Source organism: Spirosoma sp. SC4-14 (assembly GCF_037201965.1).
Taxonomy (GTDB): Bacteria; Bacteroidota; Bacteroidia; order Cytophagales; family Spirosomataceae; genus Spirosoma.
On record NZ_CP147518.1, the window covers coordinates 5,115,583 to 5,129,016 of the forward strand.

Here is a 13,434-nt window from a genome sequence, read left to right on the forward strand (position 1 = left end):
TTACAACCATCAGGCATAGAAACTAATTTCTGCTTTTTCAGTTATATGCCATTTTTCGCCCTGTAATTGCAACTTTCCGTCCGAAATCATGTGGATTCGGCTGTTTGCTTCGGGTCTGGAGTTATAATTGCAGGCATCGCTAAGATAAGAATAAGGATCGCTCAGCGCCAGCCGTTGTGCCTCAAAATCGTCGGTAACCCGAAACGTTGCCTGTCCGGGTGCAGTCGGCGTAATCACAAATACCATCGGTCGATTGGGAGTTTCGACCAAACTACTAACGCTAAATCCGCCTGGCACGTCAACTGTCCGGGCATAGAGTTTGGCCGGTGGCCCAGCAACAGGCACAGGCGCTGGCCGCTGCGTCTGTGACGATACCGGCCTCGGCGTTGTTGCTTTAGCCTCCGCTTGGCGGCTAACGGGTTTAGCTTCGGCAGCAGGTGCTGGCATAGCCGGAATAACACTCTCGGCTGTGACACGCAGAGACTGGGCCTCACGAAGCTGAGCAATCTGACTCTCCAGCGCTTTTAGCTTGGTTAGCAACGCCTTGTTATCGCGCTCCAGCGAAAGCACTCGTCCGCTCAACTCCCGAATGCCATCAGCGCTGCCTGAAACCGAACGGCGTTCTGCGTTAAGTTTTTCCCAACCCAGCCGGTTCTGCCACCAGAGCAAAACCAGTCCAATCAGCGCCAGTATCGACAGAGCCAGCGCCAGATACGTATAAGCAGGCGGTTTAGTGGCCGCATCAGCAGTCGTTGCCGTTGTGTCCTGCGCCTGAGCAACCAGGCTGGCTGTCAGTGCAACTACGAACAGACAGCTCATTCTGAATCGTTGCATTATCATTCGGTTACGACTGATTTTTGGCAATGTATTTAGAAAGTTCGTACAACGCATTCTTGAGCGGCAGGAAGAAGAACGTTTCCGACAGTCGGGCATCCTGGTCGCGTTCGACGTGCAGTTTGGCCAGCATGTAGCTATCGTGCAGTATGCTGCTGCGCGTCACATCCGAGCCAACCAGAAAATCGTAGTAATCCTGTGTCCGGCGAATTCCGAAATCGCCCAAAAATGCGGCAATAGAGCTATTCTTGAGCGTTTTCTCCAGAAAGTCGCGAACATTTCGCAATACCGAATCATGAAAATCGCGCTCATGCCCAACCGTATCGACCGTGGTTTCATTGTACGTAAACGTTACCGGGTGATCCGGCTCGTTGCCCCAGTAGGCCGTTGTCTGATTGCCGCGATACTGATCCCGGTCGGTGGCTGTCTGGTACAGAACAGCACCGTTGGCCGTAGTCTCTTTTGGATTGTCGGTCAGCAGAATCTGGAAGTTTGGCGGAACGGACTTCGTCGTATAGGCCATCAGCAATCGTTTGGTATAATCGACCAGGTCGCCCCGTGTGCCAAGCAGATTCAGGTATTGGCTACCCCGGCCCGTAAAGGTAAGGAAACGGGGTAACTCAAGCTGTACGCCCTCGCCCTGCTTTTCCTGCGATTCGATCAACTGAACCAAATGATAGATAAGAGCCGCATAGTGTAGATACAAGACAATCAGCAGCGCCGGTTGCTGGTTCTGAATAGCCTTCGTAAACTGGAAATGATCGTCGTATTTGAACAATAGACTCACCACATCTTCGGGCGACATTCGGCGCTTTGGGTCCAAAAACGCATCCAGCGTTTGATCGGCACCGGTTTTCTGGCTCGACGGGTTATTGCTCCGGTACGTCAGGAAGTTCGACAAAAAGCCGTTATCCATCCGTCCTGATGGGGCTCCGGTTTCGTCCAGTCCGCCACCCCAGATGTCGTTAGCCGCAAATCGGAACGACGTGTTGAAATAATGCCGCTGCCCCTGCGCAAAAAACATCAGGTCGGAGGTGCCGCCCCCAACGTCGATGTTGACAGCATTGGCCGTTGGCAACACGCCCTGGCGTTGCAGGTAAAAATACGGAGCCAGCGATTCCAGAATGGGTTCGTCCTGAAAATAGGCCGTTGTTCCGAAAACTTCCTGCATGGCCTTGTTCCACTCGGCCGCCAGTCGGTTCCGCGTCCGACGGGTCATGCTCGACGGCGCTAGCCAAACGATTCGGGTTAGGGCTACATCGCCTTTATTCTGAACTACCTTATGCCGAATCAGCAGCAACAGGGTTTCGAAAAACGCCCGCACCCGCAGGTCGTTCAGCGTATCGTTGGGTTTGTTTTCGAACAGCCATTTCAGGGTCGACACATAGCGGTTATTGTCGCCAACGGTAACCTGTTCGAGATCGATATTGAAGCCCAGGTTCAGTTTCGAGAACAGATAATCGCCCCCCTGCGTCAGTCCTTCGCGCTCGTAGACGGTAGTGCGCAAGGGGAAAGCAAACGGTGTTCCCAAACGCGGATTGCGGCCAATGAGCGGTGGCACAAACTCCCGACGAATCAGGGGTTCTAACTGCTCAAATGCCCCAAAACTACTCTTCACACTATACCGATCGTAGTCGCGGCTGATACCCGGCCCGGAATAGGGTTTGTTGAGGAGCACCATCTGCAAATCATCGTCGGTAACGGTTAGTGGTTCGGGGTCGGGTTTGGCACCACCCTGGTCTTTTACCAGATAGGCAACGTGTGTATTCGATGTGCCGAAGTCGACGGCAAACGTAAATTCTTCGTACCCCCGGTTCGTAATCGTAATGAACTCAGGAACCACTATGCCCCGATACGGTATGTCATTGTGGGCCAGTTGAATTTCGACCAGGTCGAATGCTTCATTCACTTTGTAATAATACGAGGCCGGACGCTCGCCTACTTTCGGGCTGCGCGGTTGTGGTTTACCGCTCGTCAGTGCGTGCTGGCTAACAATATCGGGGAAACGATAAAAATTAGCCTGTGTGCCCTGCGATACCGTTCCGTCGGCCAGCAACATCGTATACCGATTCAGCATTTGCTGATCAGGAATAGTCAGTCGATAAAATGGAAAGAAGCCCATTCCCACCGGCAAATCGAGCACTTTCTCGGGCTGATTTAGTTCGTAGGTTTTGCGAAATTCCACAAACCGCACGTTCTGACCGCGCACTGGCACTTTCAGAATGGCCGTTACGCGCTGATCGCTGATGTCGAGCGTCAGGTAGTTGCGCAGGTCATCGAGCGTAAAGAAATTAAAGTATTCTTTGCGGATCGGCAGCAGAAAATCGCAGTCGGCGCGATTCTGGGTTCCCGTAAAAAAGCGTTCATTATTGATTTTGAACGGCATCCGAATGAGGAAGTCTTCCAGAAAATCATCGGTCGATACAAATGGGTATTGCACATTATCGACACCCGGCAGCCGTCGGTCAGCCAGCAAGCCGCCCGCTCCTAGGTCGTTTAGCAACGACGAGGGTATGACGGTCCGTGAATCCCATTCGGTATTTTTCACATAACGACCGCGAACGTCCATCCGCGACGCCAACGCCAGGGGTGGCTTCACATCGGTTTTTACGCCGTTCTTGTTGGTTTCTTCTTTGTAATAGCTAACTGTCGGCAGCATCACAAAATCGCTATTGCTTTCCACTTCCCGCAACACATCGTCGGCACGGACACTGTAGAGTGGCAATCCCGTTACGACCTGTAGGGTGCTAAACCCTTCGATATTTGTGCGAATCGGGTCGAAATCGTTGAGAGTTTTCGAGGTATCGACGGGTAGCGGATACGGATTATCGCGGAACAGTTTGTCCAGAAACTTAGTCAGGCCGCTGTTTTCGGGCAATAGGCTCTTATACTGATCGAACAACCGGCTCAGGTAGGTCACAAACGCCCGGTCGCGACTTTCGAGCGGCACATAGTCCTGCTGAAAAAAGATTCGCCCGGTGCTGCTCTTCGGTGGATCAAGAAACTTGTTCTGTCGTTCCTGTTCCCAGTTGGGCGATGTAAACACCAGCGTCAGGGGCGACGTTCCTCCCAGCAAAGCACCTTTATAATAAATCAGGGTAAAGGTTTGCAGATTGGCCAGGTCGTGGCGCATATCCAGTTCAAGTGCCTTTGCCAAAACACGGTGGGGATGCCGACGGCTGGGCGCATTCGGCAACGGTGTTTTCTGGTTTAGTGCATTCAGGCGGTCGGCCCGGTTCCAGACACGATAGGTCAGGTCGGGACTGGAACCTGCCTGAAACAACAGTTCCAGCAGGTCGAGGCAGTGCGAAACCAGCACATGGTACATGGTCGGCTGAGCTGGGCGCAGGTCGTTCATTACCAACCTGAAAGCCGCATCGAACAGATACAGCCGCGCAAACGGCGACGGAATCGACGTACCGGCTTTAGCAGCCAGTCCTGCCTGATTGAGCATCGTATCAGGAATATGTTCAATCCGGTTACCTACCAGCCCAACGGTTCCGCCCGTCCAGCCAAGGTGATTTTGTTCGACCACATTGGGGTCATTGTCTATACGAAGGATATGGGGCATACTGAAGTTTTCAGTTTTGGAGCCCCTACCCCCAAGGGAGAAGCGCTGCCTCGCAGTCCAATGCTGCCTGTTTTCAAAGCGCAGGGATGATGCGAAAGCAACTAAGCGGCAGCGCTTCCCCCTTTGGGAGTAGGGGGCTGTTATACTAATTGCCGGTTAAGATCACCGAGTTTCTGAACACATTTGTCGGCTACAGCCATAAGCAGGTGCATCAGCCGCGTTTCGGCTTGTGGATACTGAGCCAGCAGTTTGGGTTCAGCATCGCCCGCTTCGTTGAGCAGAAAGCTCTCGCTGATACCCTTATCGCCAAAGCCCATGAATGTTTTGGGTTCAATCTGTTTGGCCCGCACCATCCCGTTAAAATCGGTCTGGAAGTTGAACGGATCGAATTTCCGGTCGTTATCGGCCATTTCGGTCATCCATTTCCGGAAAGCATCGCCCATAAATTTAGTCAATGCCACAAAATAGGTACTACTGCCTAACTGCTGCTGCAAGCCCAGACTCCTGGCAAACGATTCGCGCAGGTTGGCCGGAACATACTCAGTGTAGAATTTACTGGCGTAGGCAAACCGAACCAGTGGCAACATGACGTTCCGATAAGTGGAATCGGCAAAATGCGCGAAATCGAGCTGACGATCATCCCGACGGAGACCATATTCGTAGTACGTCCGGTTTCCGGCAAATTCGCCTGCACTCCGACTGGCAAAATCCAGAACGGTTTCGGCCGCCAACAGTTCTACAATGTGCGCATTGTTGGCCTGTTTGGCTCCGCCTTCTACGTTTGCATAGAGTTTAGCGCCGGGCTTATCGCCAATGTAGTAGAGCGAATCGAGGTGAATCTGATTCTGGTAGTATGACAGAGCCGCTTTCGTTTTCGAATTGAAGCGATTCTGGTCAATGGCACTCTGGCCGTTTTCTTCCAGGGCAAAATAGGGCATTACCGTAACGGCACCTTTACGCGCATTGCGGATGGGCATTTTCTGGCTCGGCTCCTGCAACAGTTTTACCAGTTGTGGAAAACCTGACGAGCCCGTACCGCCAAAGATCGAACTGATGATAAAAATCCGGTCGGTTTCGTTGTTAAACGCCCCAACAAAATATTTGTACAGCGCCGAGTCTTCCAGCGCGTTGAAAACAACGCTCCCGATATTAGGATTCCCCTTGAACCCAACCGACAGATCGAGCTTCAATTCTGCACTGGTTGGTTTAGCCGAATTATCATAAAGCACTTTGAGCAGTTCCCGGTCGATGTCGTCCATCGTACTTACGTTCAGAAACTCTTCAAACGTCCCCTGATGTTCGGTCAGTTGGGGCAGAAATGAATCACCGATCCGTTCCTGAGTTGTTTCACTCTGGAGCGTTCCCAGCGACTGAATTAATGTAGAGAAAAAGGCTTTGGGGGCATCGGACTGACCCGATGGTGCCGCTCCGTTTGGGTAAGCCCCATTCCGAATGGTCCGATACAGTTCTACTGTATTCAGTGCACGCGCCGTGTCGCCATTCTGCATATCCATGTCCAGCAGAATCGGAATAAGTGTCAGGTTGTCGGGCACTTTAGCCCCGGCGGCCAGTAGCATTGTCAACGAGCGTAACACACGCGCTCCCGTACCACCGATAGCAAAAACAAAAAGCTTCATTTTGGAACGTTTACGGATTCCAGTTTATGGTCTATGGTTTATGGTTTATGGTTGCGCTGCCTCAGAAAGATGTATGCCAAAAAGCAGCGCAACCATAAACCATAAACCATAGACCATAAACCGTCCCCCTATTTTAAACTGAATTTAAAACGGCGTGTACCGGGCAAATTTGGACCCTCGCTTAAACAGCAGCGAAAACCCAAAGAACAGCAACCCGGCCAGAATCAGATTGACGCCACCAAAACCGAGCATATAACTGTCGGCCTCGGGTTCGCCCGTGGCATCTTTCGCGTAGCTCACGGCCAGCGCGAAGGCAATAATCAAGGCAATCACCAGTGTTATAATCCAGTGACTGGTTCGGTGAAAAACGGCCTTCCAGCGGCCAAGCAACAGATAAAACGTAGCAGCAAGCCCGAGCATCAACACCACCGTTAGTAACCCAACGGGAGTAAATACGGTGTTACGATAGGTGGGATCGGGATTTTTGCCAATCAGCAATTCATACAGAGCAGTGAACATGGGTGCCGTCTATTGTTCGAGGGTGATGGTAAGTTGGAGAAATGATTTATCGGTACCAGAGCCTGTTTCATACGCATCCCGAACGCCATTCATGAGGTGTTCGAGCGCAAAGGTCTTGCCCTCCCGACCAGCCGCCGTCCGGTCGTCCATCGTCGACTGATTCAGGTACCAGGTATCGTAACGAACGGGGAGTTTAATGGTCACGGGAGTGTCATGATCAAAAAGCTGCGTGACTTTAAAGGTTAGTATGTGTGTCGATTCGCTCAGCATGCGCGATTCGTTGGTTTTTAGTTTTTCGGTGCCTTTGACGTCGTCTTTCGATTCAATGCTCACCAGTTTAACGCCAGCATTCCCAGCCGAAACGATCAGGTTTTTAGTCAGATAAGCTTCCGTCTGCGCATATGAAGGCAGGCCGCTCAGGTTCACGCCAATGGCAAACTCAGCGGGCCGATCGGCACGCACACCCTTCAGATTCGTGATTCGCTTCCCATCGGCATTCCAGTCGTCGCCTTTACGGTTCAGTGTAAAAAACAGGTCATAATCCGTTATCGTACCACCACCGCCAAAATCGAGTTGCTTTTGGGGTTTGGTCGTAAGTGTTGCCTGTAGTTTCTGATTAAACAGATTCAGCACCCGCTGTTTGCCGATCACCCAGATATAAAACGGGCGTTGTTCGCCGTTTAGCTTCTGTTTTTTATTCTGGTAGTCGTAATAAGTGCCATTGAAGGCCGACGAGTAGGCATAGACCGTGGCGTTGATGGTGTCTTTGCTCAGGCGGGCAAACTGCCGGTTAATTTCGTTTTTCAGGACGCTGGAAGCATCCGTTGCATTGATCTGCGGGTTCTTTTTGATGTCTTCGTCGGGAAACGACAGAATACAGTCTGACACCAGTAAGGCCACGTTGCCATTACGGGCTTTTTCGCCTACCTGTTTGAAAATGGTGTGCAGTTCCGAACTCCGGGCATTGGCCAGTGGCACCGTTGCGAGGCTTGTCACAAATTTGTCGACATCGCCGGGATAAAGCTGAGCGTCTTTGCTAATGGTATAAATGGCCATTTCTTTCCGAACGGGCTCAATCTGACTGAGCTTGTTGGCAAATTCAGAGACAATGTTTTTGAATTCCGTACTACCATTCAGATAACCGCCCATACTGGCCGATGTTTCCAGAAAGAAGTTAATCTGATTAATGGTATCGGCCTTAACGGTGGGCGTTTCCTGTTCTTTTGGCGCCAGATTACAGCTCTGCAAAACGCCAATCAGACTCACGCTTAAGAGGATGTTGTACCAGCAAGAGTGCGCGCGGACCATGTATAAAGTTTTCGTCATTACGGATATGTATGCAGGGCAAAAGTACCAAACTGCCCCATTCTCTACCCTCCGTTCGGGCAGAGACTTTTAATTTTTCTTAAAATTCTATATTAGGTAACGAACCAGACAGGCATTTTATGTCAGTCGGTACAGTTTAACGATGAACGGACGTTTACCTTTGTAGGCCGGACGGCCACGTCCGCGTATGACCCCAAAATGATTACCAACCCGGACGTGGCCGCCGGAATGCCGTATAGCAGGCTACTATTATGACGCTTCGCCATTTTGTATTACTTTTTTTATTATCGCTTCCGTTTCTTCTCCAGAACTGTGCTCAGGTTGCTCAGCCACCGGGGGGCAAAAAAGATACGCTGGCCCCGAAACTCGTCAGTAGTATGCCCGAAGCCCGTCAGTTGAACTATTCCGGCAAAACGATTGAACTGGAATTCGATGAGTATGTCAATACCGAGAACCTCCAGCAGAAGGTTACAATTACACCCCGCGACAGTAACACTTTTGTGGTAAGATCGCTGCCAAAGGGCGTACGGCTAACCTTTAACAAACCACTCCAGCCCAATACAACGTATACCATTAACTTTTCTGATGGCATAAAGGATATTACCGAACGAAATATTGCCAAAGATGCCAAACTTGTTTTTAGTACTGGACCGGTTATCGATTCCCTGTTTCTGAGCGGGACGGTTGTCGATGACGAAAGTCGCCAGCCTATTCTGAATTTTGCGGTAGGGTTGTTTGCCCCTACCGATACGTTGCCTATTAACCGGAAACGCCCTGCCTATTATGCCCGAACGGACAGTAGTGGAAATTACCGCATCGAAAACGTAAAGGAAGGTCAGTATAAAGTGTATGGATTCGACGATAAAGATCTGAATCTGGTTAATAATACACCCGGCGAACGAGTCGCCTTTCGGGATAGTGTGCTTAACCTAAACCGCAACTATACCGATGTAAATATGGTAGCTTTCCGAGGCTATGGCAAACCCCGCATTAGCCGTCGCGAACGTACCGACGAAACATTGGGGCTTGAGCTGAGCAGTGGTATTGCCAGTTATACGATGCTGTTCGGTAAAATGATTTCTGCCCCTACCGATTCAAGCACCTCGAAAACACCTGTATCCACGTCGGCCGTATCCACGTCGGTAACTTCAACTACGTTTGTGCCATCGGGCGATACACTGGTTTCGTTTCTGGAAAGCCCGAAAATGATCCGACTGTTTAAACCAGCCGACAAGGCAGCCAACGATACAATCAACATCGTGATAATGGCTAAAGATTCAGTCGGTAACGTCACGGAGCTTCGGGAGCGGGTCTATTTTTCCCCCCTTAAAACCAGAACCCGCGACCGTAAAACACTAACGCTTCAGGTCAATCCACCAACGAGCGATCCAATTGATAACAACCTCGACTTTACGCTCCGTTTTTCGAAACCTATTCTCAACTACGACACCACCCTCATTGTGATTGGGGCCGATAGTACAAAGCCGCTCAAATTCGCACCCAACGAGTTGACATGGAGTAATAATTTCAGCCAACTGGAAATAAAACGAAAGACGAACCTCAAAGATACCCTGCTTTTCAGGTTACTGAAAGGCTCATTCATTAGTGTGCAGGGCGACACGCTTGCTCGCTATAATGCCCGCTATCAGATTGCCGAAGAAGATAGTTACGGCCTGATTGCGGGTCATGTAAATCGCCCAGATACGAACTTCATTGTAGAACTGCTCGACGAAAAATACAACGTAATCCGAACCTCAGTTGGGACACCCAACTACAGCTTTGCCCGATTAAAACCAGGGCGTTATCGGGTTAGGTTGATTATTGACGCCAACGGTAACGGGAAACGCGACATTGGCAATGTGCAGAAAGGCATTCAGCCCGAAACCATCATCTACAACCCTGGCTATGAAGAAGGGGGCATCATTCCACTCAAGCAGAATTTTGAGCTTACCGAGATTGATTTCTAGATCTCTATAATCCTGTTGTGCCTTCGGCATTTCCTGGATCACAGGCTGTTTTTATAAAAGATGGGAACACGGATGGCACGGATTTTCGTAGATAAAAAACTATAATCTCCCAATTTTATCTGTGACGACCTGTTCAATCCGTGTTCTTTATTCATACCTGGCTAGTACCCCAACCCAAGCGCCCTCAGAAAGGCCGCGCCAGAAAATCTGTGTGATTTTGTCAAGTTGCTGACATTCGGCCGACGCCAGATCAGCAACCTTTGTCAAAAAGATCACACAATGAAATCGCTATTCGCTTTTTTCGTACTGCTTTTCATCGGCCTACTTCCTTCGCTGGCCCAATCGCCGGATGCGCAGCGGCTGGCTCAGTATAATCTTGAGAAAAGTCTGGCTATTGAGGGGTACGATCCAGTTAGTTATTTCGATGGTAAACCCCAGAAAGGCCGCTCCAATCTTGCCATTACCTATAAAGGAGTCACCTACCGCTTCGCCAACGCAACTAACGCCGACCGTTTCAAAAAAAATCCGATGGCCTATGAGCCTGCCTACGGGGGTTGGTGCGCCTATGCAATGGGGGCAACGGGCGAGAAAGTAGAGGTCGATCCTGAAACCTATAAGATCACCGATGGCCATCTCTATTTGTTCTACAACAAATTTTTCAATAACACGCTGCCCAAGTGGAATAAGGATGAGAAAACCCTGATGCGCAAAGCCGACGCCAGCTGGATGAAATTTTATCATTAACCATTTACCCACCGACACCAATGAAAACCAATGCAATTATCAGTTGGATCTGTCGACTCCTGGCAGCCGTAATTCTGGCGCAAACTTTATTCTTCAAATTTACGGCCGCCCCCGAATCGGTCCATATTTTTTCGGAATTGGGGGTTGAACCCTGGGGACGAATCGGGACTGGCTGCCTCGAACTGGTGGCGTCGGTACTGCTTCTTTGGTTTGGACGCCACAGCTCGCTCACAACCATACTGGGCGCAGGGCTGGCCTTTGGCCTGATGGTTGGGGCTATTGGCGCACATTTGCTGGTCCTGGGCATCGAATCGCAGAACGATGGCGGACAGTTGTTCATCTATGCACTTACGGTAGCCATTGCCTCTGCTATGCTGTTAATGCTGCACCGTCAACAAATTTCCCGGTTACTTCCGTCAAAACCCGCACACATATGACTTACCTGACCGATATTCTGGAAGAAGTACTGAACGATCTCGACAGCCTGCTCATGCAGTTGACGGAAGATGAGTACGTCCAGCCTCTGGATGTATTTTCGGGCAGTTCCATGGGGCAGCATATGCGGCACATTCTGGAGTTTTTCCAGTGCCTTACGGCGGGCATTGCCCAGGGAGAAATTGATTACGATGCCCGAAAGCGCGACCGACAGATTGAGTCGAATCCTGCTTATGGACGCAGTGTGCTGCAACAGTTAAAGCTGGTGCTTATGCAGTTAGACCCTGCCCATCCCCTGCAACTTCGGCAAACCTACACACCTGTTTCTTCGCTGCTGGTTCCCACCAACGTTGGCCGGGAACTCGTCTATAACATCGAACATGCCATTCATCACATGGCCATGTTACGAATTGGTGTAAAACTCCATTGCCCAGCAATTCAGTTACCGACGCATTTTGGTGTAGCCTATTCAACGATTCTTCATCAACAAACGGCCTGATGTGTACTGTCTCGTTTCTGCCAACCTCCATTAACCCAGAATCAGGAGAAGACCTGAAAGCGGGAGGATTTATTCTGACCTCAAATCGTGACGAGCAGGCTGGTCGACGACGGGCTATGTTCCCACGTCGCTATTGGCTGAGCGGGTGTACTGTTTTTTTTCCAAAAGATGGGCAGGCTGGCGGTACCTGGATTGCAACCGATGAACACCGCTATACGCTCTGCCTGCTCAATGGTGCCTTCGAAGCCCATCATCATTGCCCGCCCTATCGGCATAGCCGCGGACAGGTGATTCCGGATTTTTTCAGCTACGATAACGAAATCGACTTTTCGCTGCATTACCCGTTCGATAAGCTGGAGCCATTTACACTCGTTGTCGTAGAATACGACCCCCTACTTACGCTGATTGAACTGCGATGGGATGGCTCTCAGCTACACCGAACCCTCCTCGACGCTACCCAACCTTATCTGTGGAGTTCAGCAACACTGTATCCTAAAACAATCCGGCAAAAACGCGAAGGCTGGTTTAGCGAATGGGTTAACCGTCAGCAACAGTTCAGCCAGGAAGCAATCGTTCAATTTCACCGGCAAACGGGCGATGGCGATCCGGAAAATGATCTGCTCATGCGACGGCCTAACGGAATTCAAACCGTCAGCATTACCTCTGTAGAGCGCAACGACCAGGCTCACCGGGTTTATTACCACGACATGCTGACCCACACAAACACCACCTTTCGCATTCTGTCATGAACGCTGCCCCATCAGTTACAATACCGGCTCCAATCTCCATAGCCCAGCCAAAACCACGGCCGCTCTGGCTGGTTCGGCTCCTCCAGTATGAATACTGGCCATTCTATATTTTCTTTGCCCCGATGGTCATCTATTATGTGTACATGGCTATCCGGTCGCGCTCGCTTACCTTCTTCACCGCTGTTAATCCAAGTATTCGGCTTGGTGGTTTGTTTGGCGAATCAAAAAGTGCCATTCTGGCAACAGTTCCGGCAGCGTTTCGCCCCCAAACGCTATTGATTGGGGCCAATGCTTCAACTGAACAGGTACTCAGCCAGATGACTCAACAAGGCCTATCGTTTCCGGTAGTCTGTAAACCTGATGTAGGCGAACGCGGTGAGGGTGTCCGCGTAATAACCAGCAAAACAGAATTGTCACAATGGTTATTGCTGCATCCCGACGAACCGTTTCTGGTACAGGAATGGGTAGCAGGGCCGCTTGAATTTGGCGTTTTTTATTACCGTATGCCCAACGGTAATGCTTCGGGTGTTACGTCGGTTGTTCAAAAAGAATTTCTGACCGTAACGGGCAATGGCTATGCAACGATCCGTAAATTGCTTGAACAGAATGAACGGGCACGCATGACCTGGAACGAACTGGAACCTATTATTGCTCAACTTGGCAACCAGGTTCCGGCCAGCGGAGAAACCGTTCTGATTCAACCCATCGGCAACCATTGCCGTGGCACAAAATTCCTGAACGCCAATCATTTACGATCGAGTCAGCTTACTCATATTTTCGACCAGATTGCTGCCCCCATGGCTGGTTTCGATTATGGGCGATTCGATATTCGGGTTCCCAGCGTAGGCGATTTGCTCGCTGGCCGAAACATTCGGGTGCTGGAAGTAAATGGCGTAACCTCAGAACCTGGCCACATCTACGATCCGGATTATTCGCTCTGGCGTGCTTATGCCGACATTGCCTATCATGTAAAATTGCTTTATCGAATCAGTGAGCAACGTCGAAAAGCGGGGACTTCGGTAGCCTCGGCCCGAACCGTTTTGCGTTGTTTATACCGTCGATTCGGGAGTAGTGAACCATCCGCTACACATGAATAGTGATAAAGAGATTACTTACCTGATGGGTCCGTAAATTCCAACTCGGAGCAAGAAGC

Annotated in this window: 11 protein-coding genes; 6 read left to right on the forward strand and 5 right to left on the reverse strand. The window is 50.5% G+C overall.

Going from position 1 to position 13,434, the window contains the following annotated elements; all coding sequences use genetic code 11:
- Window positions 1-9: 9 nt before the first annotated feature.
- The 5 genes from WBJ53_RS20875 to WBJ53_RS20895 form a co-directional block, all read right to left on the reverse strand.
- Window positions 10-834 carry a hypothetical protein gene (locus WBJ53_RS20875; RefSeq protein ID WP_338869722.1) on the reverse strand — a complete coding sequence of 275 codons (825 nt, stop codon included), beginning with the start codon at window positions 832-834 and terminating at the stop codon, window positions 10-12.
- A 10-nt stretch (window positions 835-844) separates the two neighbouring features.
- Window positions 845-4,405: a hypothetical protein gene (locus WBJ53_RS20880; protein ID WP_338869724.1), complete on the reverse strand. Its 3,561-nt coding sequence runs from the start codon at window positions 4,403-4,405 to the stop codon at window positions 845-847.
- Window positions 4,406-4,545: 140 nt separating this feature from the next.
- Window positions 4,546-6,042, reverse strand: a complete 1,497-nt coding sequence (locus WBJ53_RS20885) for a hypothetical protein (RefSeq protein ID WP_338869726.1) — start codon at window positions 6,040-6,042, stop codon at window positions 4,546-4,548.
- 144 nt (window positions 6,043-6,186) lie between these two features.
- Complete coding sequence (locus tag WBJ53_RS20890; protein ID WP_338869728.1) at window positions 6,187-6,561, reverse strand: hypothetical protein; 375 nt, start codon at window positions 6,559-6,561, stop codon at window positions 6,187-6,189.
- A gap of 9 nt (window positions 6,562-6,570) precedes the next feature.
- Window positions 6,571-7,887, reverse strand: a complete 1,317-nt coding sequence (locus WBJ53_RS20895; protein ID WP_338869730.1) for a hypothetical protein — start codon at window positions 7,885-7,887, stop codon at window positions 6,571-6,573.
- 251 nt (window positions 7,888-8,138) lie between these two features.
- On the opposite strand from WBJ53_RS20895, the gene WBJ53_RS20900 reads away from it, so the two are divergent.
- The 6 genes from WBJ53_RS20900 (at window position 8,139) to WBJ53_RS20925 (ending at window position 13,378) form a co-directional block, all read left to right on the forward strand.
- Entirely contained in the window at window positions 8,139-9,854 is a 1,716-nt protein-coding gene (locus WBJ53_RS20900; protein ID WP_338869732.1) for an Ig-like domain-containing domain, read from the forward strand.
- Window positions 9,855-10,133: 279 nt separating this feature from the next.
- The gene (locus WBJ53_RS20905; protein WP_338869733.1) at window positions 10,134-10,598 is read left to right on the forward strand and encodes a YHS domain-containing (seleno)protein; all 465 of its coding nucleotides are present in this window, start codon (window positions 10,134-10,136) and stop codon (window positions 10,596-10,598) included.
- 20 nt (window positions 10,599-10,618) lie between these two features.
- Window positions 10,619-11,035, forward strand: a complete 417-nt coding sequence (locus WBJ53_RS20910; RefSeq protein ID WP_338869734.1) for a DoxX family protein — start codon at window positions 10,619-10,621, stop codon at window positions 11,033-11,035.
- On the forward strand, window positions 11,032-11,532 hold the full coding sequence (locus WBJ53_RS20915; protein WP_338869736.1) for a DinB family protein: 501 nt from the start codon (window positions 11,032-11,034) through the stop codon (window positions 11,530-11,532). Before WBJ53_RS20910 ends, WBJ53_RS20915 begins: the two co-directional genes overlap by 4 nt.
- Window positions 11,532-12,281: an NRDE family protein gene (locus WBJ53_RS20920; RefSeq protein WP_338869738.1), complete on the forward strand. Its 750-nt coding sequence runs from the start codon at window positions 11,532-11,534 to the stop codon at window positions 12,279-12,281. Before WBJ53_RS20915 ends, WBJ53_RS20920 begins: the two co-directional genes overlap by 1 nt.
- On the forward strand, window positions 12,278-13,378 hold the full coding sequence (locus tag WBJ53_RS20925; RefSeq protein ID WP_338869740.1) for a hypothetical protein: 1,101 nt from the start codon (window positions 12,278-12,280) through the stop codon (window positions 13,376-13,378). Before WBJ53_RS20920 ends, WBJ53_RS20925 begins: the two co-directional genes overlap by 4 nt.
- Window positions 13,379-13,434: the final 56 nt, after the last annotated feature.